Origin of the sequence: Arthrobacter sp. Alg241-R88 (genome assembly GCF_900537115.1) — a bacterium.
Classification (GTDB): Bacteria; Actinomycetota; Actinomycetes; order Actinomycetales; family Micrococcaceae; genus Arthrobacter.
Map to the genome: position 1 here is coordinate 172,164 of NZ_UNRG01000001.1, position 22,531 is coordinate 194,694.

Here is a 22,531-nt window from a genome sequence, read left to right on the forward strand (position 1 = left end):
GGCCGGGGCCCTCGCCGGAGCGGCTCCACGGCCAGGGAACCCTGCGCGCGTGGGCCCGCTCGGCTGGCACCCCGCCCCAGCCCACCCGGCGGGAAAGCACTTGCAGGTGACCTTCGCCACCTGTATAGTCTTCCGTCGAAGGCAATTTCGCCTACAGGATTGTTACCCGAACGGGGCAAGACCTGAGAAGCACACTATGTGCGTCTCGGGTCTTTTTTTGTGCCCAAAAATGGACAGAGAGGTCTGACATGGCAACTGTGGACTACCGGTCGCTGGCCGGAGACATTCTGCAGGGCGTGGGCGGCGAGAAGAACATCGCCAGCGCCACCCACTGCGCTACCCGGCTTCGGCTTAGGCTGCGGGACGACGCAAAGGCTGACACCGCAGCCATCGAAAAACTCCCCGGCGTCATCACGGTCATGAAGGCCGGCGGCCAGTACCAGGTGGTCATCGGCAACAACGTCCCTACCGTCTACGCCGAACTCGGCAAGATCACCAGGCTCGGCGAAGACGCAGGCACCAACGAGGAACCCGTCGCGCACGGCAACCTCTTCAACCGCTTCATCGACCTCATCTCCTCGATTTTCTCCCCGGTCATCTGGCCACTTGCCGCAGCCGGCCTGCTCAAGGCGTTCCTGAGCATGGCAACCCAGTTCGGCTGGCTGGATCCTGCATCGCAGACAAACGTGATCCTGGCAGCCACCGCGGATGCCCTCTTCTACTTCCTGCCGATCTTCCTGGCCGTCACCGCCGCCAAGCGGTTCAAGACCAATCAGTTCACGTCCATGGCCATCGCCGGCGCACTCGTCTACCCGAGCATCGTGGCGCTCGCCGGACAACCGGAACCCGTCAACTTCGCCGGCATCCCGATGGTGATGATGAACTACACCAGCTCCGTGCTGCCCATCATCGTGGCAGTCTGGCTGCAGGGTTACCTGGAGCGCTTCCTCACCCGTGTGCTGCCGTCCGCCATCCGGAACTTCACCACCCCGCTGCTGACACTGCTGGTCATGGTGCCGCTGGTCCTCCTGACCGTCGGCCCGGTCACCACCTACGCCGCCCAGGGCCTCTCCACGGCCATCAACGCAGCCTTCACCTTCGCGCCCTGGCTGGCCGGCGGCATCATGGGCGGCTTCTGGCAGGTCTTCGTCCTCTTCGGCCTGCACTGGGGCCTGGTCCCGGGCATGCTGAACGAGATTGCCACCCAGGGCTACTCCCTCCTGATGGGTCCGCTGCTGGCGGCAGTCCTCGGCCAGGCCGGCGCAACCCTCGCCGTGATGTTCCGCACCCGCAACAAAGCCCGCCGCACCGTTGCAGGCCCCGCCGCCCTGTCCGGGTTCCTGGCCGGCATCACCGAACCCGCCATCTACGGCGTCAACCTGCCCCTGAAGAAGCCTTTCTACTTCGGCATCACCGGCGGTGTTGTGGGTGGTGCCATCGCGGCCGCCGGCGGAAGCGGTGCCACATCCTTCGTGTTCCCGTCCCTCCTCGGCCTGCCTGCGTTCAGCACCGTTGGCAACTTCGCTCTCCAGCTGCTGGGCACCGGCGCGGCCATCCTCATCGCCTTCACCCTGACCTTCTTCTTCGGCCCACGCGAGGAGGCAGCAGCGTCCGACGCCGGCACGTCCGTTCCTGAAACTTCTGCGGCTACCCCGGCAGCAGGGGAGCCCGTCCCGGCTTCCCCGGCACATGCCGCCACCATGTCCGGCACCGTTGACGTCCTGGCCCCCGTCGCGGGGCAGGCCGTAGCGCTCGCCGATGTCCAGGACAAGGTGTTCGCCTCCGGCGCCATGGGCAAGGGCCTGGGCATCATCCCCGCGGACGGCCATATCTACTCGCCGATATCCGGTTCCATCAAGGCGGCCATGAAAACCGGCCATGCCTTCGGAATCAAGTCCGAGGACGGCGTGGAAGTCCTGGTGCACATCGGCATCGACACCGTACAGCTCCAGGGCCGCGGCTTTGAATCCGCCGTAACCCGGGGCCAGCAGGTCCGCGCCGGTGACCTGCTCGCCGTCGTCGACCTGGACGTCGTCACCGAAGCCGGGTACGACACCACCACCCTGGTGATGGTCACCAACACCGCCCAGCTCGCCGCTGTGGATCCGGTGGCCGGCGGCACGCTCGCCCAGGGCGACACCGCCATCACCGTCCAGGTCTGAGCCCACGTCCCTCCACTTTCCAGTCCTACCGATGAAGGAATGATTACTGTGACCACCACTTTCCCCGACGGATTCCTCTGGGGCGGCGCCACCGCCGCCAACCAGATCGAAGGCGCGTACAACGAGGGCGGCAAGGGGCTCTCCATCCAGGACGTGATGCCAAAGGGCATCACGGAGACGCCCACCGAAGGTCCGACGCCGGAGAACCTCAAGCAGGTGGCGATCGACTTCTACCACCGCTACGCAGAGGACATCGCCCTCTTTGCGGACATGGGCTTCAAGGTATTCCGTTTCTCCATCGCCTGGAGCCGGATCTTCCCGCTCGGCGACGAGGAAACCCCCAATGCCGAGGGCCTGGCCTACTACTCCCGGATCCTCGATGAACTCGAGAAGCACGGCATCGAACCCCTGGTGACCATCAGCCACTACGAAACCCCCCTCCACCTGGCGCGGAAGTACAACGGCTGGACCAACCGTGAACTGATCCGCTTCTACGAGCGCTACTGCCGTGCGTTGTTCGAGCACTTCGGCGGCCGGGTGAAGTACTGGCTGACGTTCAACGAGATCAACTCGGTGATCCATGAGCCGTTTCTCTCCGGCGGCATCCCCACCCCCAAGGCACAGCTCACCAAGCAGGACCTCTACCAGGCGATCCACCATGAGCTCGTGGCGTCGGCCCGTGCCACGAAGCTGGCCCACCAGCTGATGCCGGACGCCCAGGTAGGTTGCATGATCATTGCCCTCCCCACCTACCCGCTGACGCCGGACCCCTCGGACGTCGTTGCGGCGATGCACACGGCCCAGGACAGCTATGCCTTCGGCGACATCCACTGCCGCGGCGAGTACCCCGGTTACCTGCTCCGGTACTTCCGCGACAACGGTATCGAGCTGGACATCACCGCCCAGGACCGCGAAGACCTGAAGAACACGGTGGACTTTGTCTCGTTCAGCTACTACATGAGCATCTGCGAGACCGCTGACCCGGCCAAGAAGGTCAAGGGGCCAGGCAACATTATGGGCGGCGTCCCCAACCCCACCCTGAAGGCTTCCGAATGGGGCTGGCAGATCGACCCGCAGGGGCTTCGGGTGGCGCTCAATGACTACTGGGACCGCTGGCAGAAGCCGCTCTTCATCGTGGAAAACGGACTGGGCGCGGTGGACCAGTTGGAAGAAGTCGACGGCGAAAAGACCGTCAACGACGATTACCGCATCGGCTACCTCAATGATCACCTGGTGCAGGCCCGTGAAGCGGTTGAAGACGGAGTCCAGCTGATGGGCTACACCTCGTGGGGATGCATCGACCTGGTCAGCGCCTCAACGGCCCAGATGAGCAAGCGCTACGGTTTCATCTACGTGGACCGCAACGATGATGGCACCGGCTCCATGGAGCGCTACCCCAAGAAGTCCTACGGTTGGTACAAGGAAGTTATCGCCAGCAACGGTGCCAGCCTGAAAAACTAGCACCTGCACCAGCGGAGTTTTTGTCCAGATACGACGACCAAAAGAGCCTTAAAGCCTGCGTATCTGGACAAAAACTCCCTGGATCCGAACCAGATCCGCTCAACGACGAAAGGAGGACGACGTGGAGGTGTTGCGCGTTTTCAACAACAACGTCGTCCTCGCCCGCGCCGCCGACAGGGGAGAGGTCATCCTCACCGGCCGCGGCCTCGGCTTCCAGGCCAAACCCGGGCACCAGGTGGACGAAACAAAAGTGGTAAGGGTCTTCGTCCCCGAGGACGGGCGCAACGCCGACAACTTCGGTGCACTGGTGGCGGCAATTCCACCCGAACACCTGACCCTGGCCGACCAGGCGCTGGAAATTGCCCGCAACGGAATGACAGGACCCCTCAACTCCACCACCGTGGTGGCGCTCGCGGACCATTTGAGCTTCGCCATTAAGCGGCTGCGCCAGGGGCTGAACATTGAATACCCGCTCCGGGCCGAGGTTGCGCACCTGTATCCGGACGAGCTGCGGATGGGGCAGCAGATCGTTGATTTCGTGAACGGCAAGCTCGAGGAACAGCTGCCCCGCGACGAGTCGGTTGCCGTGGCACTCCACCTGGTGAACGCAGGATTCGCCAGCGGCGACCTGTCCTACACCTACCAAATGACAGGCGTCTTCGCCCAGCTCTTCGAGGTTTTGGAACAGGCCTACGGCCGCGCCTTTGACCGGGAGACAGTCAACGCCGCCCGCTTCATCACGCATTTGCGGTACTTCTTCGTCCGCGCCCACACCGGCCGGCAGTTGGCGGAAGGAGCAACCGGCCTCGGCTCAGCAATCCGCGAGGCCTACCCCGAAGCGTTTGGCACGGCACTGAAGCTGCAGGCGGTGCTGGAACTGCGGCTCGGCGAGCCGCTGACGGATGATGAGGTGACCTACCTGACGCTCCACGTCGCCCGGATGGCGGACGACCTGCGACTCAGCCAAAGCGCCGAAACTGGCAGGTAAGGCAACCAGGCTGCGCTGCGGCAACATCTCAACTAGAGCGCAGGCAGCACATCGCGGGCTTCGCGCGCGTCCATCCCGGTGGCCTCCAGCAGGTCAACCATCAGCGGGCGGTACAGCATCACCACCGTTTCGCCTTCCAGCCGCTGCACCTCCAGCAGCTTCGGATGCAGGCGCAGGGCGATCTCGCTCAGGTCCCGCCGGGCGGTGCGCAGGTGGGCGCGGCGGACGCCGTCGTGCGTTTCCGCCAGGCCCAGCGAAAGCTCATCAATCGCGGCAGCGGTCTCCTGCAGTACCTCCGCGATGTTTTCCGTCGCCTCGTCGGAAAGCGCCGCGTGGTTGATGGCGCTGGTGAGCCGCCGTGCGAAAACCCGGCTGTTCCTTAGCGCCAGGTCAATGAAGTCGAGCGACTGTTTCAGCTGGTCGAGCTCTTCCCGGTGCCGCCTGTAGGCGGGCGCGAGGGTGGCCACCTCCCCGGACGCGCGGAGGGACTGGCGCATTCCGTCCACCAGCGGCTGGCAGTTCCGCCCCCGGATGAGGGCATGCCAGGCCTGGGTGGAGTCGCTCTTAACCAGGGCGTCCCCGCACTCGCGCAGCACCTCGGCCAGTTCATGCAGCAGCTTCTGCACGTCCTTGCGCGGCTCCCGGCGCGGATCCTTGGGGATAAGGATGGTCACCAGCAGCGCGCAGAGGCCGCCGACGACGGCGTCGATACTTCGGGTGAACGGTCCGCCGGCCGGCGCAGGCAGCAGTACAACCAGCAACGACTGCAGCCCCAGTTGCGTGGTGAAAATTGTGCCGCTGTCCAGGAAGCGGGCCAGCAGGATGGAGAAAAGAAGGACGACGGCGGCCTGCCAGATCCCGCCGCCAAGCCAGTGCAGGAGCAGATCACCTACGGCGATGCCGATGGTGCAGCCCAGGCCCACCTCCACTACCCGGCGCAGCCGCGGTTCCCGGGAAAAACCCAGCGCAATCAGGGATGAAGTGGCGGCGAACAAGGGCCCGGAGTGGCCCAGCACATACTCGGCGAATGCATACGCACCCACGGCACAGACAGTCATTTGGATTGCAGGAACCAACGAGTTCCGGCTGCGGATGAGCCCGGTGCGGATACGGCCGCGCAGGAACCGCCTGCCTGCTGAAAGTCCTGCTGCCGAAGCCATGCGTTCCAGTGTATTTGCTGGACGTCCACTACGGCCGGACATGTGATCTGCGCAATGGGAACCCGGCACTTGTAAGCCATTATCCCGCCGTCGTTAATGTTCCGTTCACTTTGGACAGCCCATCCCGTTACCTGCGGCCCATACCTTCGATAAAAGTACAGAACGTACGCATCGCGCTGCAGGGTTCTCCGTCCCTGCCCGCACCTGAATAACCCTGGAAGGGGTACATCTAGTGAAGGCACTCCGCTTCGGCCGCCACGCGGCTATCGCTGTTCTCGCAGCCGGCGCACTCGCGCTCACCTCCTGCGGTTCAGACAACGCCACGGGCACCACCCCCGCCGGCGAACAGACTTCCGGCGGCCCGAAGGTCACCGGCACCCTCACCGGCATCGGCGCATCCTCCACCGGCGCAGCCATGGACGCCTGGAAAGCCGGTTTCGCTTCCGCAAACCAGGGCGCCACCGTGCAGTACTCCCCGGACGGTTCCGGCGCAGGCCGCAAGGCCATTATCGACGGCTCCGCTCAGTTCGCCGGTTCGGACGCTTACCTGAAGGACGAAGAGCTCGAAAGCTCCAAGGCAGTGTGCGGTCCCGACGGCGCCATCAACATCCCCGTCTACATCTCACCGATCGCCGTGGCCTTCAACGTTCCCGGCGTCACCGAGCTGAAGCTGGACGCAGCCACGGTTGCCAAGATCTTCCGCGGCGAAATCGCCAACTGGAACGATCCCGCCATCGCCGCCCTGAACGAGGGCGTCACCTTGCCGGACCTCAAGGTCACCCCGGTGAACCGCTCGGACGATTCCGGCACCACCACCAACTTCACCGACTACCTGGCCTCCGCAGCACCTGAGGTCTGGACGGACGCGTCCTCCGGCGTCTGGCCTGCAAGCCTGCAGGGCGAGAACGCCAAGGGCACCTCCGGTGTGGTCAAGACCGTCACCGACACCCCCGGCGCCGTGACCTACGCGGATGACTCTGCCGTGGGCGGCAAGCTCGGCACCGCGTCCATCAAGGTGGGCGAGGAATTCGTCAAGATCTCCGCCGGCGCCGCCGCCAAGGCCGTGGAAGCAGGCAACCCCGTCGAGGGCCGCGCCAGCAACGACGTAGCCATCAAGCTGGACCGCAAGACCACCGAATCCGGCGCCTACCCGGTGGTCCTGGTTTCCTACCACGTGGTCTGCAGCGCCTACGACAAGCAGGAAACCGTTGACCTGGTCAAGGCCTTCGAGAACTACGTAGTTTCCGAGGAGGGCCAGCAGGCCGCCGCGGATTCCGCGAAGTCCGCCCCGCTCTCCCCGGCCCTGGCCGAGAAGGCCACCGCGGCCATCGAGTCCATCAAGGTCAAGTCCTAATTACCGCTCTGAATCCGGGTTCCCCGCCTGCCGACAGGCAGTGCGGGGAACTTGGCTTTGAAAGCCACCCTTTCCAGTTCCAGTACCACCACGATCGAAGGGCCGTCGAATGACCGCCACCTCCCTGACCAGCACCCAGGGCGCCGGCCGCGCCGGGGACAAAATCTTTTCGGGTGCCGCGCTGGCCGCCGGCTGCCTAATTCTCGCCGTCCTCTTCGGCGTCGCACTGTTCCTGGTGGTACAGGCCATCCCGGCGCTGACCGCACCGGCCGCCGACATCCAGGGCGGTAAAGGCTTCTTCGCCTACATCTGGCCCATCGTCATCGGCACGCTCATCGCCGCGGTCATCGCACTGGTCATCGCCACACCCGTCGCCATCGGGGTGGCACTGTTTATCTCGCACTTTGCCCCGCGTGGCCTCGCGTCGGGGCTGGGGTACGTCGTGGACCTGCTCGCCGCCATTCCGTCCGTCATCTATGGCGCCTGGGGTGCAGCGTTCCTGGCCAAGGAAATCTCCCCGGCCTATAACTGGCTGGCGGAAAACATGGGATGGCTGCCCATTTTCCAGGGCCCAGCCTCGGCCACCGGCAAGACGATCCTGACTGCCGGCATCGTCCTCTCAGTCATGGTCCTGCCCATCATCACATCCCTGTCCCGCGAGATCTTCCTCCAGACCCCCAAACTGCACGAGGAAGCCGCACTCGCCCTGGGCGCCACCCGCTGGGAAATGATCAAGATGTCGGTCCTGCCCTTCGCGCGCCCCGGCATCATCAGCGCCATCATGCTGGGCCTGGGCCGCGCACTCGGTGAGACTATGGCTGTAGCCCTGGTGCTGTCTTCCGGCGCCCTGACCGCAAGCCTGATCCAGTCCGGCAACCAGACCATCGCAGCCGAGATCGCCCTGAACTTCCCTGAGGCCAGCGGACTCAAGGTCAGCACGCTGATCGCCGCCGGCCTGGTCCTGTTCATCATCACCCTGGCCGTGAACATGATCGCGCGCTGGATCATCACCCGGCACAAAGAATTCTCGGGAGCCAACTAAATGACCTCCACGCTTACTCCGGTCCGCAGCAAGCGCTCGGCCCTGACCAAGGGCCAGCTGCCAAAGTACGCCCCCTATGCCGTCCTGGCCGCCGCACTGATTGCCGGCGCCGCGATCCTGGCCCTGATCGGCTTCAACCCGTTCGGCTGGGGCATTGTCTCCGCGATCCTGTTCGCCATCGGACTGGTGTCCTGGAGCGCCGCCGTTGAGGGTTCCCGCAAGGCAAAGGACAAACTCGCCACCTGCCTGGTGGTGGGATCCTTCCTGGTGGCGCTGCTCCCGCTCTTCTCAGTGATCTGGACCGTGCTGGCCAACGGCGTTCCCGGACTTATCAACCCGGGATTCCTTACCACCTCCATGAACGGTGTAACCGGCGTTTACGACAACAAGGCGGTGGAAGAAGGCGCACCCGTCCTGGGCGGCATCTATCACGCATTCCTCGGCACTGTGCAGATCACCCTGCTGGCCACCGTCATCTCGGTTCCGGTGGGCCTGCTGACCGCCATTTACCTGGTGGAGTATGGCCACGACGGCCGGCTCGCACGCGCCATCACCTTCTTCGTCGACGTGATGACCGGCATCCCGTCCATCGTGGCCGGCCTCTTCTCCGCGGCTTTCTTCTTCGCCGTGGTCGGCCCCGGTACCAAGACCGGTGCCGTTGCCGCCGTCGCGCTTTCCGTGCTGATGATCCCTGTGGTGGTGCGGTCCAGTGAGGAAATGCTCAAGATCGTTCCCAACGAACTCCGCGAAGCGGCGTACGCCCTGGGCGTGCGCAAGTGGCGGACCATCATCAAGGTTGTCATCCCGACGGCGATCTCCGGCATCGCGTCCGGCGTGACCCTGGCGATCGCCAGGGTCATTGGTGAGACTGCTCCCATCCTGGTCACCGCGGGCTTTGCCACCAGCATTAACTCCAACGTGTTCAGCGGCTGGATGGCCTCGCTGCCCACGTTCATCTACACCCAGATCCTGAACCCCACGTCGCCGGCGAACCCGGACCCGTCCTCGCAGCGGGCCTGGGGCGCCGCCCTGGTGCTGATCATCCTGGTGATGGTCCTGAACCTGGGCGCCCGGCTGATCGCCAGGATCTTCGCCCCCAGGACGGGCCGCTGAGGCACAGCTCCTTCCGGTCCTTTGGGCCGGACCATAGACTTCAATCCATACCCAGTTAGTGAAGGAACACCATGTCTAAGCGCATCGACGTCAAGGACCTGAACGTGTACTACGGCGATTTCCTTGCCGTGGAGGACGTCACCATCAACATCGAGGCCAAGTCCGTCACCGCGTTCATTGGTCCGTCCGGCTGCGGAAAGTCCACCTTCCTGCGCACGCTGAACCGCATGCACGAGGTGCTTCCCGGCGCCCGCGTGGAGGGCGAAGTCCTGCTCGACGGCGACAACCTGTACGGCCCCGGCGTGGACCCCGTTACCGTCCGCTCGCAGATCGGCATGGTCTTCCAGCGGCCAAACCCGTTCCCCACGATGTCCATCCGCGACAACGTGCTGGCCGGCGTGAAGCTGAACAACAAAAAGATCTCCAAGGGTGAGGCCGACGTCCTGGTGGAACGCTCGCTGAAGGGCGCAAACCTGTGGAACGAGGTCAAGGACCGGCTGGACAAGCCCGGTTCGGGACTCTCCGGCGGCCAGCAGCAGCGCCTCTGCATCGCGCGGGCCATTGCCGTGGAACCGCAGGTGATCCTGATGGACGAACCCTGCTCGGCCCTGGACCCCATCTCCACCCTGGCCATTGAGGACCTCATCAACGAGCTCAAGGACCAGTACACAGTGGTGATCGTGACCCACAACATGCAGCAGGCCGCCCGCGTCTCAAACCGTACGGCCTTCTTCAACATCGCGGGCACCGGCAAGCCGGGCAAACTGATCGAGATCGGTGATACCCACACCATCTTCAGCAATCCCACACAGAAGGCAACTGAGGACTACGTTTCCGGCCGCTTCGGATAAATACCGAACCAGCGGGCACAAGGGGCGGGTGCGGCTACTCCGGCACTTCCAGCTGGAAACCACACCGGCAGCGCAGGACCCTGGTGGGAAGTGAGACAGAGCTGAGGGCGCCACCGCCGGTACTGCTGCGGTAGCAAAGGCGCTCGATTTCGAACTCGGCTTCCTCCATGGGGAAGCCGCAGTGGATGTATTCATCACCGAACATGATGACTTTCGCCATCCAGCGCACCTGGTGCAGGGCCGCGGCCACGTCTGCCGCGTACGCAAGGTGTTCGTGGAAGCGCCGGCAGTCATTGCAGGTGTAGGAAACTGTGACCAGGTCGCCGTTGGCCGCACCCATGGCCATGATGGCGTGGATGGTCAGGTGATGTTCCGTTCCACAGACTTCGCATTCCATATGCCGTGGCTGGGGCAGGGAGTGCAGGGGATTCGAGTTAGCCACGATGCCTGCTCTTTTCCACACAAGGTGCATCCAGGCCGCCGATATGCTGCAGCGGCGTTCGTCCGCGGCCCTGCACCCGGCGGCGGATATCATCCCCCGGCAATAGTGCGTTGGAGGCGTACTTCCGAATTTACGTCACATGGATCGGCCTGTACAGGCCGTCAGCGGCGGACAGGCTATGGGAAGGGTGGAGGCCCGGCCACCGCGGCGCCGTCGCTGCCGCCGGCAGCCAGACGACCGGAACCGCCTATCCAGCCACCGGGGAAAGTGCCAACGCCAGGACAAATGCCAGGGCAGCCGTTGCCGCAGGCGTCAGGACCCAGAGGCCCACGATGCGGATCACGAGCTTTCGGTTGGTCACCGAAAAATTCTGGTTCTCGCCTGCGCCCAGCACGGCCGAGGTAACGGTGTGTGTAGTGGAGAGTGACCACTGCAGCCCGATTGCGCCCACAAACAGCATGACGGCACTGAAGATCTGTGCCACCGAGCCGCGCAACGGATCAACACGGGTGATTTTGTAGCCGATGGTGTGTGAGATCCGCCAGCCCCCGTACAGCGTGCCGGCGGTAATCATGACCGCAGAAAGCAGCGCCACCCACACGGGGACGGTCCCGCCGTCGGAATATCCTGCTGCCAGCAGGGCGAGGAGCAGCACCGCGTTTACCCGCTGGCCGTCCTGCAGGCCGTGGCCGAATGCCACCGCCCCGGCAGCTATGGACTGGCTTCGGCGGAACCGCTGGTTCACCACACTGGGCTGCGTATAGCGGGCAGCCCACGTGGCCGGGTAAACCAGCAGGAAGGACCCGCTGTAGGCAACCAGCGGCGACAACACCAGTGGCAGGACGACCTGCAACAGCAGGGAGCGGTCCACCCCACCCACACCGGTGCCGCCCACTGCAAGGCTGGCGAGCCCGGCACCGGCAAGGCCGCCTACCAAAGCGTGTGTGGAAGAGGCCGGAATGCCCCGCCACCACAGCAGGATGCCCCAGGCAACGGCGCTGCCCAAACCGGCGAGCAGTATGTTGAGGCCGTCCGTGCCGCCGGGAAGGTTGATCCAGGTTTGGCTGACGGCGACGGCGAGGAGCGCGCTCAGCAGGGCGCCGAGGAAGTTGAAGAAGGCGGCCAGCAGAACGGCCACGCTCGGCGTCAGCGCCCGGGTGCGCACGGCAAGGGCAACAGAGGTGGAGACGTCGCGGAAGCCGTTGACGAAGGCGAACACGGCCGTCAGGACAACCACCGCGCCGAAGATGACTGCTGTCACTTCAGGATTCCTTGACGATGATGCTGCCTACCTGGGTGGCGATGCGCCGCATGTCCTTTGTGACTTCCACCAGCTGGTTGGCAACATCACGGTTGCGTGAGTACTGCGCCCACTTCATGTCGCTGATCATGTCCGCCACCCAGACCCGGTGCGTCCGTTCAGCGCGTTTGGCAAGCCGCAGGATTTCGATCCAGTAGTCCTCAAGGTCATCGAGGTTGTCGAGCCGGCGCATGGCGTCCACCGTGAGCTCGGCCTGCCGGCTGATGACCTCCAGCTGGTCCGCAGCCCGTTTGGGCAGCCTTTCAAGCCGGTAAAGCGCCACCAGCTCCGCCGCGGCATCCAGCTTCTCGATGGCCTCGTTGAGGTAGCGGGACAAGGCGTACATGTCTTCGCGGGGGAGCGGGTTCACGAAGCTGGTGCGCATGTGGGTCAGGAGGGCGAAGTGCAGTTCGGCGGACCTGGCTTCGTGGTTGTGCATGTCCTCCACGAGCTTGCCGTGCTCGTCGGCGGGGACGCCGAGGATCTCCGCCAGGGTGGCAGTGGCCAGCACGATTTGCTGCGCCATCTGGGATAAGAGGTTCAGCCCGGCGGGCTCCTGGGGAAAAAGGCGCAGCTTCACGTAGTTACCGGTCTCCGGGATAAGTACAGGGCGGGAGTTGCCTGCCGTGTGACTTGACCCCGGCGCGCAACTGACGCTAACTCTACCGGCCCGGAACTGCACCCCTGAAATGGGAAAACAGGAAAGCGGGCAACAGCAATTGGGCAGAAAAATGGTGCCGAACCGGATACGCCTCTCGGCGGTAGGCCGCTCTAGGCGGCTGAATGTTGAAGCCCGGGGGTTTCGCGGCTCGGCACCAGTTTCAGTGTTCTACGTTGGTTGGCCCAAGTCAACATTGACAGATCCGGGGTATTGGGTCAGTCGAGTTCGCCCAGGCGCCACGCGTTGGCGGCGTGCTCAAGGTCCTCGGCGGTTTTAACCAACTGGTGGGAATTGCGGGTCAGTTTGCTGGCGTGCGCCTCGTTGCCGTGTTCGGCGCCATCGGCGAGAGTCGCCTGGCCGAGCGCCACAACCCGGCAGAACGCGGCGGAACGCTCCAGCGCGACGTCGAACTCGCCGTCGAAGGCGCCGGAAAGGATGGCATCAGCCATCGCTTTCATCTCGTCCGCGCCGGGAGGCTCAGCGGCTCCGGCCACCACGTTGGAGACCTGTGCAGTGTCCTTGCCCGCGCGGAAGTACACCGAAATGCGCTCCGGGTCCTGGACCGTAGCCGCCCGCAAGGCGTACAACCGCCACAGCGCGCCGGGAAGGGAACGGGCGGGGCTCTCTGCCCACATCTCTGCGATGGCTTCCAGGCCCTGCTCGTCCGCAAGCTTGACCAGCCGGTCGGTCACTACGGGATCATCGCTGTCCCGGCCGTGGCGGACCAGCGCCTGGGCAGCGAGGTGGGCGGCTTCGGATACGCGGGCGGGATCGGCGCCGCCGGCGAAGGGTTCGAAGTCCACGGGCGCGAAAGGCTTCGGCTTGTGGTGCCGGTTGGCGCCGCCGTAATGGCTGGGACCTGTTTGCTCGCTCATGCCCCCCACGCTACTCCTGTGCCCTGCGGGAAATCGAGCATCCGGACAATGCCGGTCGGCGCCGCAGATTGTCCGACGGCGTGACCAGACATGCGTGCGAATGGTGCCGTGACCATGGGTTAGAGTATTAACGTCCAGAAATGGACTGGGCCGGGTCGGCCGGTACATTGTGCCGAAGCAGCCCGGCAGGGGCCTTTAGCTCAGTTGGTAGAGCATCGGACTTTTAATCCGTGGGTCGTGGGTTCGAGCCCCACAGGGCCCACCGTTTAAGCAGGTCAGAGGCATCTAGCCTCTGACCTGCTTGGGTTTTCGGGGCTTAACCCAGCGTTTCATCGGATTATTAGTACTCTTTTTGTTCCCGGAGCGGTTCAGCGCCTTCTCCGGGCGTGGGCACACGAGCCTTCACCAGCCACCCTGGATTGGGGGTTTTATGGGTAGGACCACCCCCTTCCGCTCACGGCCGTGAAGACGTAAATTGTCCCAATGAACCGCCTTGAACAACCCGCGACGTGCGTGTCCGCGCGTTCGCCGCGATGTTCCTTTCCGTGGCCGCTCTCCTCATGACTGCAGCGATGCCTGCCTTTGCAGCACCGGCCATGCCCGGAGATACGGGCCTGAAGGCACACTCTGCTGCGCTGGGCGATTCGCATGCCTGCGGCCTTGGGGCTGACCCGCCCTACGCGGCTCTCCTGGTGCCGGCCCGCGCAGTGCTAACCGGGGAACGTCACCCCTAACATCCCGGATCCACGCCACATGGAAGGAGCTGAAGAGCGGAACCCTGATCACCCCGACTGGGTGGAAATGATCCCGCAAACAGCAGTTGCGAAATTCTCATCACCGAACAGGTGCTGACAAACCAGGCGGCGTATAACCGAAGCCGTAAAAGGTGTGTCGAGGAAAAATAACTCATGTCCATGGCGCTGTACAGGGTTCCCCTTGACAGGCCAGACAGTCTGCAGCGGAAACACCGAAAAACTGGGCTGGCTCTTGATCAACTCTCCAATCGTCCGATGGCGGTTCCAAGAGTTCCGCGCTGGCGGCGACCCAAAAGGGAACATGCATGCGGATCGGGAAATGCCGCTCCTGTTGCGTCCATCAAGGGGACCTGCCCCTGACTTTCCCAGGGACAGCCCGGGACATCAAAGCCTCGGCGTGCCGGCTTGTCTGCCCTTTGATTTGGATGGCATGAGAACCAAGGACCCTCGCTGGGCAGGGACCGCCACTGGAAAATTTTCGAACGGAGCCAGTTATGCAGATAACACCGATGTATGTCCAGCGACTCACGCGCATCGTATTAGCCCTACTCCTGGTAGCTGGCACAGCACTCGCCGCCCCGACGGCCATGGCCGCCCCTGACCCCCTCACCTGTGCCGGTTATCCCGAAAAGCGCCACTTCGTGGATGCCCAGTCCTGGTGGTTGCCCACCGAGGGTGCGAGTCCGGCCGGTACCAACCATGGCCATATCCACGTTGGTGCTTGTATACCCGAACGCGAAACCGTGACAGGACCATTTACGCTTGATATCCGGATGGTGCTACATGATCCTGGCCGCCAAAAGGTCAATACCGGCAGTACCTCAACGCCATACGTCTCGGTGGTCATGAAAGATAAATCCATCGAGAAGGTGCAGTCCAAGATCTTCCAAACCGGTTGGACGTGTCCCACCCCGGGTACCTGCACCCGCTGGGGCCAAGTTACCGTCAACCCATCCGTATTCTCGACCGATGGTCTCAAAGAAACGCGCCTGCGCTTCTTCTCTGACGTCGATGACGCTGCTGCGGGCGGCAAGACAGCTGCAGCCAGTATGACCGCCAACCTCAACTTCCAGTATTACGTTGATCTGTCGCCCACCCGCGCCAATAGCGACGTCTCCCGCGATCCTTACTTGCGCGGTAAGGGATGGTACTCGGCCCCCGGCCGCAACCTGGCTGTAGGCGGCTATTGTGAAGCCGACCTCGTGACCGTTCCAGCCCCGAATACTCCCGTTAGCGGCATATGGTCGCCCGCCGTCAAGATGGTTTGGCACGGCAATGCGCGCGACCCGCACGTCACGGCCCATGAAGTCCGCATCGACCCGGACCTCCATAACAATAATCCCGGTATAGTCGTTCGCCGGGCGGTCGGGGAGTACGACGGCCCGATCAGTATCGACACCACGCAGCTGGCGAACGGCAAGCACACGCTGTTCCTGCGCGCCGATTGCAACGACCAGTACGGCCGCAACTCCACCACCTCGGGCGTTCTGATCGTGCCATTTGAGGTCAGTAACGGCATCGGGTAAGTCCTGCCACCTATCTGTGGGTGGTGTGTTCGGGCCCTGCCGGGCCTACCCTTTGAGCGAAGAACCGGACAATCCCCGGCGGCCCCTTCCAGGCCGCCGGGAAAATCCTTGGTGTTGGCAACCGGCACAATGGGGACATGACAAAAAGCAGCACCGGGCGGCTGCCGCGCCTTGAGGACGTTGCGGAACTTGCCGGCGTCTCCCACCAGACCGTTTCCAGGGTGGTCAACGGCCATCCCAACGTCAGCAAAACGACCCGCGAAAAGGTTGAGGCGGCCATCGCGGAGCTGGGCTACCGGCGCAACACCGCGGCTCGAAGCCTGGTGACGAGGCGCTCGCAGACCATCGGTGTGCTGGGCAGTGAGCTTTCCCAGTACGGCCCGGCCAACACCATGCTGGGCGTGGAGCAGGCAGCGCGGGACGCCGGTTACTTCGTCAGCATCGCCGCGTTGCGTTCCGTAAGCAGGGACGCCATCTTGGATGCGCTGAGGCACTTTCTGGACCAGGCGGTGGACGGGATCGCCGTCCTGGTGCCGCACACCGAAACCTTGCGGATCCTGGAGGAGTTCAACCCCGGTGTGCCGGTGATGGCTGTCGGTTCGCTGGGCAACGAGGCCGTCAGCGGAGCGATGGTGGACCAGAAACGCGGGGCTGAGCTCGCCGTCGGGCATCTCATCGAGTTGGGGCACAGCAGGATCGGCCACGTTGCCGGCCCGGCGGACTGGATTGATGGTGCCTTGCGCACCGAGGGATGGCGCGCAGCGCTGCAGCACGCAGGCCTCCAGGATGACCTGTTATTTGAAGGCGACTGGAGCGCGGGGAGCGGCTACGCGATCGGGCGGCAACTGGCGGCGGAACGAAGGGCAACGGCCGTGTTTGTGGGCAATGACCAGATGGCCCTCGGCGTGCTCCGCGCCTTCAACGAGGCGGGGGTCCGGGTGCCCGACGACGTGTCCGTGGTGGGGTTCGACGACCAGCCCGAGTCCAGCTACTTCACCCCGCCTCTCACCACGGTACGGCAGGACTTCGCAGAGCTTGGCAGGCGCTGTATGGACACCATGCTGAAGGAGATTGAGGCGGGCGCCGCCGTCAGCTCCACAGTGGTAACTCCGGAGCTGGTGCGCCGGGAAAGTGCGGCAGCGCCAAGGCATTAGCGGTTGCCTCGCTGTGGCCTGACGCCACGCCCCAGCCTGAAGCGATACCCGTCATTATTCTTCCGCCCGGTACTAAGCGGCGCGGGAGCTCTGGCGGTCCGTGGAACTGCGCCGGGACCAGCCTGTAAGCCGGGGCCAGTAGTTGATGGCCGCGTACGCTGCCAGCGCCGCGGCCATGTGCAGATGGAGCATCAGGTGGAGTGAATGGGCGGCGGGCGCAGCCGCTTCGCCGGCCGGCGGCACGTCCTGGGTAATTCCACCGTGGCCGTGCACAGACAGGCCGCTTCCGGAGCCGCCGGAAAAAACCGCGAACCCGAGATGAAGCAGTTGCTGGGCCACTCCGCAAACGAGCAGCAATAACCAGCCCGGCATCGGGACGCGCCCCAGGATGGCGGCGGCCATACCAAGCAGCGCGGCGAGCGCCAAGAGGATGAGGAGGCCGGGCGCGGGACCTCCGGCCGCCAAGTGGGCCGCCAGTCCGAGGCCAGTGGAGATGGGGCCCGCCAGCCACGCGCCGGAGCCGGCGCGGACCTGTGGTGTCGCGTCGTCCACGGAGCTCCTTCCGGTTGGTCACGGTTCATCCTGTCCTTACCCCGTTGGGGAGCGTTCCCACACTTTCGCGATCGGCGTCCTGCCTCCGGCAACTATAAAAGGACCCGGCGCCGGTATTGACACCGCTGTTGTTAGCGCTCACAATCGAAAGGGTCGCGGAGCTGCGGCAGCTATTGGAGGAACTTTCTATGGACGTCAAAGTGGACACGGACAGCTACGTCATCGGTGTGGACTATGGAACGCTCTCCGGCCGGGCCGTGGTGGTCCGTGTCCGGGACGGCAAAGAGCTTGGCAGCGGTGTGTTTGAGTACCCGCACGCGGTGGTCACCGATGCCCTTCCGGCAGACGTCGCGGACCTTTCCGGTGAAACAGCCGCACGGCTTCCCGGCGAATGGGCGCTGCAGGTGCCGAACGACTACCGCGACGTCCTGCGCACCGCGGTTCCCGCCGCCGTTGCCGAGGCAGGGATCGACCCCGCCGCCGTCGTCGGAATTGCCACGGACTTCACCGCCTGCACCATGGTGCCGGTTACGGCGGACGGCACCCCGCTGAACGAGCTCCCGGGATTCGGAAACCGGCCCCATGCCTATGTGAAGCTTTGGCGCCACCACGCGGCCCAGGGCCAGGCTGACAGGATCAACAGGCTCGCGGCGGAACGGGGCGAGGAGTGGCTGCCGCGCTATGGCGGACTGATCTCTTCGGAATGGGAGTTCGCCAAAGGCCTGCAGCTCCTGGAGGAGGACCCCGAAGCCTATGCGGCGATGGACCACTGGGTTGAAGCTGCTGACTGGATCGTTTGGCAGCTGTGCGGCCAATATGTCCGGAACGCCTGCACGGCCGGTTACAAGGGCATTTACCAGGACGGCCGTTACCCGTCTGAGGACTTCCTCGCAGCCCTGAATCCCCAGTTCAAGGACTTCGTCAGCAGCAAGCTCGAGCACACCATCGGCCGTTTGGGCGAGGCCGCCGGCTACCTCACCGCTGAGGCTGCTGCCTGGACGGGGCTGCCCGAAGGCATCGCCGTGGCGGTGGGCAATGTGGATGCCCACGTCACCGCTCCTGCTGCGAGGGCAGTGGACCCGGGCCAGCTGGTGGCCATCATGGGCACCTCCACCTGCCACGTTATGAGCGGCACCGAACTGCGCGAAGTGCCCGGCATGTGTGGTGTGGTGGACGGCGGCATCGTGGACGGACTGTGGGGCTACGAAGCCGGCCAGTCCGGCGTCGGAGACATCTTCGCCTGGTTCACCAAGTACGGTGTGCCGCCGGAATACCATCAGGCAGCCGAAGCTGCCGGCTTGGGCATCCACGAATACCTCACCGAGCTGGCCTCCCGCCAGGCCATCGGCGCGCATGGCCTCATCGCCCTCGACTGGCACTCGGGCAACCGCTCCGTGCTGGTGGATCACGAGCTCTCCGGCATCGTGGTGGGGCAGACCCTGGCCACGCGCCCGGAGGACACCTACCGTGCACTCCTGGAAGCCACCGCCTTTGGCACCCGGACCATCGTGGACGCGTTCCGCGACTCCGGCGTTCCGGTGAAGGAGTTCATCGTTGCCGGCGGCCTGCTCAAGAACCCGCTCCTGATGCAGATCTACGCGGACGCCACCAACCTGCAGCTCTCCACCATCGGCTCCACTCAAGGCCCCGCCCTGGGCTCCGCCATCCACGCCGCCGTCGCTGCCGGAAAGTACTCGAATGTCCGTGAAGCGGCCGCCGCTATGGGCTCCCAGCCGGGCGAGGTGTACACACCCATTCCGGAGAACGTGGCCGCCTACGAGGAACTTTTCCAGGAGTACAAAGCCCTGCATGACTACTTCGGCCGCGGCAGCAACCATGTGATGCACCGGCTTAAGGCCATCCAGCGCAGGGCGGCGGGTTCGCTTCCGGCCCCCGCTGCGATTGCTTCCGAGGCTGCCGTGGAGGTGTCCGCATGAGCATCCTGGACACGATCTCCCGCGTCCGGGAGGAAGTGTGTGCCCTGCACGCCGAGCTGACGCGCTACGTGCTGGTGGTGTGGACGGCAGGCAACGTCTCGGCCCGGGTCCCAGGCCAGGAGCTGATGGTCATTAAGCCCTCGGGTGTTTCCTACCAGGACCTCACTCCCGAGCAGATGGTGGTGACGGATCTCTACGGGGTGCCCGTGGACGGGGATGCAACAGGTACGTGGGGCAATCCGCCGTTGTCGCCGTCGTCGGACACTGCAGCCCACGCCTATGTCTACCGGCATATGCCGGAGGTGGGCGGGGTAGTGCACACGCACTCCACTTATGCCACCGCGTGGGCGGCCCGCGGGGAGGCCATTCCCTGTGTGCTCACCATGATGAGCGACGAATTCGGCGGATCCATCCCCGTAGGGCCGTTCGCGCTGATCGGCGACGATTCAATCGGCCACGGGATCGTGGAGACGCTGAAGAACTCCAATTCCCCGGCCGTGCTCATGCAGAACCATGGGCCATTCACCATCGGCAAGGACGCGAAATCCGCTGTTAAGGCGGCCGTGATGTGCGAGGAGGTGGCCCGCACGGTGCACATTGCACGCCAGCTGGGCGAGCCCCTCCCCATCGACCAAGGCCACATCGATTCGCTCTACGCCCGCTACCAGAACGTTTACGGGCAGTAACTGCCGGCCCTTTTTTACGGATCACCAAAGACTTACTCCCGAAGGAGAACCATGAGCACCGCAGCAAACACTTCCCTTGACGGTTACGAGGTCTGGTTCCTCACCGGCAGCCAGCACCTCTACGGCGAGGACGTCCTCAAGCAGGTGGCCGCCCAGTCCCAGGAAATTGCCAACCAGCTGAACGCGTCCTCCTCGGTGCCTGTGCGGATCGTCTGGAAGCCGGTCCTGACCGACTCCGACGCCATCCGCCGGACTGCGCTTGAGGCCAACTCGGACGATTCCGTCATCGGCGTCACGGCCTGGATGCACACGTTTTCGCCGGCAAAGATGTGGATCCAGGGCCTGGACCTGCTCCGCAAGCCGCTGCTCCACCTGCATACCCAGGCCAACCGGGACCTGCCGTGGGCGGATATCGACTTCGACTTCATGAACCTGAACCAGGCCGCGCACGGTGACCGCGAGTTTGGCTACATCCAGTCCCGCCTGGGCATCGCCCGCAAGACTGTGGTGGGACACGTCTCCAACCCGGAGGTGGCCCGCCAGGTGGGCTCGTGGCAGCGCGCCGCGGCTGGCTGGGCCGCCGTCCGCACCCTGAAGCTGACCCGCTTCGGTGACAACATGCGCAACGTCGCCGTCACCGAAGGCGACAAAACCGAGGCGGAGCTCCGCTTCGGCGTCGCCGTCAACACCTGGTCCGTCAACGAGCTCGCCGACGCCGTGCACGGTGCCGCGGAGGCCGACGTCGACGCACTGGTTGCCGAGTACGAGGACCTTTACGACGTGGTCCCCGAGCTGCGCGCCGGGGCCGCACGGCACGACTCCCTCCGTTACGGGGCGAGGATTGAGCTGGGCCTGCGCAGCTTCCTCGAAGCCAACGGCTCGGCGGCGTTCACCACCTCCTTCGAGGACCTTGGCGCGCTGCGCCAGCTCCCCGGCCTGGCGGTGCAGCGGCTGATGGCCGCCGGTTACGGCTTTGGTGCCGAGGGCGACTGGAAGACCGCCATCCTGGTCCGCGCGGCCAAGGTGATGGGCGGTGACCTGCCCGGCGGGGCGTCGCTGATGGAGGATTACACGTACCACCTGGAACCCGGGGCCGAGAAGATCCTGGGCGCCCACATGCTGGAGGTCTGCCCCTCGCTGACCGCCGGGAAGCCGCGCCTGGAAATCCATCCGCTGGGCATCGGCGGCAAGGAAGACCCCGTGCGCCTGGTGTTCGACGCCGATGCCTCCCCGGGGGTCGTCGTCGCCCTGTCCGACATGCGGGACAGGTTCCGCCTGGTGGCGAACGCCGTCGATGTGGTTCCCCTGGACCAGCCCCTGCCCAACCTTCCCGTGGCACGCGCCCTGTGGCAGCCAAAGCCTGACTTCGCCACCTCCGCGGCAGCCTGGCTCACCGCGGGCGCAGCCCACCACACCGTACTGTCCACGCAGGTGGGGATGGATGTCTTCGAGGACTTCGCGGACATCGCCAAAACCGAACTGCTCACCATCAACGAGGACACCACCATCCGGCAGTTCAAGAAAGACCTCAACTGGAACGCGGCCTACTACAAACTGGCCGGCGGCATCTAAGCCGCCTCGCCTGGCAGCAGCCCCGGAACGTGTCTTCCGGGGCTGCGTCCAGTTTTGGGGCTGTTGCCCCTTCCTGCAGGCCTTCCTAGTGGCCGAAGTGTGCGCGCGGAGGGCCCTCGGGCAACCGCTCGAGGATGTCCTCCGCCACCCTGCGGACCTTGATGTTCCGATGGCTTGATGCCTTGGCCAGGATCGAGAAGGCCTCGTGGTACGAACATCCGTTCTGGGCCATGATCACGCCGCAGGCAACGTTGATGGACGTGCGGCTGTCCAATGCCAGACGCAGGTCCGACGCGGTGGACCTCGCGGTGTGCAGGTCAAGGGCCATCTGCAGGCTCTTGGCCGCAAGGCCGGCGAAGGATCGGGCCTCTGAAATCACCTGCAGGGGGAATGCCTTGGCATCCTGGGCGAAGAACGCCAAGGCTGCGCTGGTCGGGCGGACCGGTGTGCCATCATTCCGCGCCTCCCCGGCGCCCTGGTCCACAGCGAGCCGTACGCCGAGGACGCTGCCCAGGCGGGCCAGCTGCAGCTGGTTGCAATACCGCGGCCAACGGAAATCGCCGCTTCTTTGCAGCACAGCCACGGGATGGCCGCCGGACAGAACCTCGCTGACCGGCCCTTCACCCTCGTGCTGCTCCCACTCCAACAGCCGGATGACGTCCGGCGTCGTACCGGTGATGGCCGGAGTTCTCTTGGGCTGGCGCACCACTACAGCGCATTCGATGACCACGTCCGTGGTGCGGACGACGGCGCGGGCGGACGCCGCGGCCAGCAGCTCAAGGGAGTCGTGCAGCGTCTCAGCGCCGGTCATGAGGTCCAGCAGGATTCCATCCGGCTTCGCGGCTGACGAAGCCGCTGTCTGCGGCTGGCCCTGCCGTGCCGGTGCGGGATGGCCCAATGGATTCCCGTGTGAGCCGTGCGCCGGCGCGGCAACCCCCTG

The 22,531-nt window shown here is 64.7% G+C and carries 20 protein-coding genes and 1 tRNA gene; 14 read left to right on the forward strand and 7 right to left on the reverse strand.

Going from position 1 to position 22,531, the window contains the following annotated elements; genetic code table 11:
- The first annotated feature begins 248 nt into the window (after positions 1 to 248).
- The 3 genes from G6R19_RS00775 (at position 249) to G6R19_RS00785 (ending at position 4,611) form a co-directional block, all read left to right on the forward strand.
- Positions 249 to 2,162, forward strand: a complete 1,914-nt coding sequence (locus G6R19_RS00775; RefSeq protein ID WP_163161375.1) for a beta-glucoside-specific PTS transporter subunit IIABC — start codon at positions 249 to 251, stop codon at positions 2,160 to 2,162.
- Positions 2,163 to 2,201: 39 nt separating this feature from the next.
- Positions 2,202 to 3,623: a glycoside hydrolase family 1 protein gene (locus tag G6R19_RS00780; RefSeq protein ID WP_163161394.1), complete on the forward strand. Its 1,422-nt coding sequence runs from the start codon at positions 2,202 to 2,204 to the stop codon at positions 3,621 to 3,623.
- A 121-nt stretch (positions 3,624 to 3,744) separates the two neighbouring features.
- Complete coding sequence (locus G6R19_RS00785) at positions 3,745 to 4,611, forward strand: PRD domain-containing protein (protein ID WP_163161396.1); 867 nt, start codon at positions 3,745 to 3,747, stop codon at positions 4,609 to 4,611.
- A gap of 32 nt (positions 4,612 to 4,643) precedes the next feature.
- On the opposite strand, the gene G6R19_RS00790 is transcribed toward G6R19_RS00785, so the two are convergent.
- Entirely contained in the window at positions 4,644 to 5,771 is a 1,128-nt protein-coding gene (locus G6R19_RS00790) for an FUSC family protein (protein ID WP_163161398.1), read from the reverse strand.
- Positions 5,772 to 6,003: 232 nt separating this feature from the next.
- On the opposite strand from G6R19_RS00790, the gene pstS reads away from it, so the two are divergent.
- From pstS to pstB, 4 genes are all read left to right on the forward strand, one after another.
- Positions 6,004 to 7,125: a phosphate ABC transporter substrate-binding protein PstS gene (gene pstS / locus G6R19_RS00795; RefSeq protein WP_163161400.1), complete on the forward strand. Its 1,122-nt coding sequence runs from the start codon at positions 6,004 to 6,006 to the stop codon at positions 7,123 to 7,125.
- 109 nt (positions 7,126 to 7,234) lie between these two features.
- Positions 7,235 to 8,167: a phosphate ABC transporter permease subunit PstC gene (pstC, locus tag G6R19_RS00800; protein ID WP_163161402.1), complete on the forward strand. Its 933-nt coding sequence runs from the start codon at positions 7,235 to 7,237 to the stop codon at positions 8,165 to 8,167.
- A complete protein-coding gene (gene pstA, locus G6R19_RS00805) occupies positions 8,168 to 9,280 on the forward strand; it encodes a phosphate ABC transporter permease PstA (RefSeq protein WP_163161404.1) in 1,113 nt (370 codons plus the stop codon).
- Between the two features lie 71 nt (positions 9,281 to 9,351).
- Positions 9,352 to 10,131: a phosphate ABC transporter ATP-binding protein PstB gene (gene pstB, locus G6R19_RS00810; protein WP_163161406.1), complete on the forward strand. Its 780-nt coding sequence runs from the start codon at positions 9,352 to 9,354 to the stop codon at positions 10,129 to 10,131.
- A gap of 34 nt (positions 10,132 to 10,165) precedes the next feature.
- Here pstB and G6R19_RS00815 read toward each other — a convergent pair whose 3' ends face one another.
- The 4 genes from G6R19_RS00815 to G6R19_RS00830 all read right to left on the reverse strand — a co-directional run bounded on the left by G6R19_RS00815 (position 10,166) and on the right by G6R19_RS00830 (position 13,409).
- On the reverse strand, positions 10,166 to 10,573 hold the full coding sequence (locus G6R19_RS00815) for a hypothetical protein (RefSeq protein ID WP_205484183.1): 408 nt from the start codon (positions 10,571 to 10,573) through the stop codon (positions 10,166 to 10,168).
- Positions 10,574 to 10,820: 247 nt separating this feature from the next.
- A complete protein-coding gene (locus G6R19_RS00820) occupies positions 10,821 to 11,834 on the reverse strand; it encodes an inorganic phosphate transporter (RefSeq protein WP_163161410.1) in 1,014 nt (337 codons plus the stop codon).
- A 1-nt stretch (position 11,835) separates the two neighbouring features.
- Positions 11,836 to 12,453, reverse strand: a complete 618-nt coding sequence (locus G6R19_RS00825; RefSeq protein ID WP_163161412.1) for a nuclease PIN — start codon at positions 12,451 to 12,453, stop codon at positions 11,836 to 11,838.
- 296 nt (positions 12,454 to 12,749) lie between these two features.
- The gene (locus tag G6R19_RS00830) at positions 12,750 to 13,409 is read right to left on the reverse strand and encodes a hypothetical protein (RefSeq protein WP_163161414.1); all 660 of its coding nucleotides are present in this window, start codon (positions 13,407 to 13,409) and stop codon (positions 12,750 to 12,752) included.
- Between the two features lie 189 nt (positions 13,410 to 13,598).
- Between G6R19_RS00830 and G6R19_RS00835 the strand changes: the two genes are divergently transcribed.
- From G6R19_RS00835 to G6R19_RS00850, 4 genes are all read left to right on the forward strand, one after another.
- Positions 13,599 to 13,671, forward strand: a tRNA-Lys gene (locus tag G6R19_RS00835).
- Between the two features lie 247 nt (positions 13,672 to 13,918).
- Positions 13,919 to 14,143, forward strand: a complete 225-nt coding sequence (locus G6R19_RS00840) for a hypothetical protein (protein WP_205484185.1) — start codon at positions 13,919 to 13,921, stop codon at positions 14,141 to 14,143.
- Positions 14,144 to 14,658: 515 nt separating this feature from the next.
- Positions 14,659 to 15,690, forward strand: coding sequence for a hypothetical protein (locus G6R19_RS00845; RefSeq protein ID WP_163161418.1), 1,032 nt, complete (start codon positions 14,659 to 14,661; stop codon positions 15,688 to 15,690).
- Positions 15,691 to 15,827: 137 nt separating this feature from the next.
- A complete protein-coding gene (locus tag G6R19_RS00850) occupies positions 15,828 to 16,844 on the forward strand; it encodes a LacI family DNA-binding transcriptional regulator (protein ID WP_163161420.1) in 1,017 nt (338 codons plus the stop codon).
- A gap of 72 nt (positions 16,845 to 16,916) precedes the next feature.
- Here G6R19_RS00850 and G6R19_RS00855 read toward each other — a convergent pair whose 3' ends face one another.
- Positions 16,917 to 17,396 carry a hypothetical protein gene (locus tag G6R19_RS00855; RefSeq protein ID WP_163161422.1) on the reverse strand — a complete coding sequence of 160 codons (480 nt, stop codon included), beginning with the start codon at positions 17,394 to 17,396 and terminating at the stop codon, positions 16,917 to 16,919.
- Positions 17,397 to 17,584: 188 nt separating this feature from the next.
- Here G6R19_RS00855 and araB point away from each other — a divergent pair, with 188 nt between their 5' ends.
- Genes araB through araA form a run of 3 tightly spaced genes read left to right on the forward strand, consistent with a single transcriptional unit; the run spans position 17,585 to position 21,591 of the window.
- A complete protein-coding gene (araB, locus tag G6R19_RS00860) occupies positions 17,585 to 19,333 on the forward strand; it encodes a ribulokinase (protein ID WP_163161424.1) in 1,749 nt (582 codons plus the stop codon).
- Positions 19,330 to 20,019, forward strand: a complete 690-nt coding sequence (locus G6R19_RS00865) for an L-ribulose-5-phosphate 4-epimerase (protein ID WP_163161426.1) — start codon at positions 19,330 to 19,332, stop codon at positions 20,017 to 20,019. Before araB ends, G6R19_RS00865 begins: the two co-directional genes overlap by 4 nt.
- 51 nt (positions 20,020 to 20,070) lie before the next feature.
- A complete protein-coding gene (gene araA, locus G6R19_RS00870; protein ID WP_163161428.1) occupies positions 20,071 to 21,591 on the forward strand; it encodes an L-arabinose isomerase in 1,521 nt (506 codons plus the stop codon).
- 85 nt (positions 21,592 to 21,676) lie between these two features.
- Here the strand turns inward: araA and G6R19_RS00875 are convergent, their stop codons facing one another.
- Entirely contained in the window at positions 21,677 to 22,489 is an 813-nt protein-coding gene (locus tag G6R19_RS00875) for an ANTAR domain-containing protein (protein WP_240341712.1), read from the reverse strand.
- Between the last annotated feature and the right edge of the window lie 42 nt (positions 22,490 to 22,531).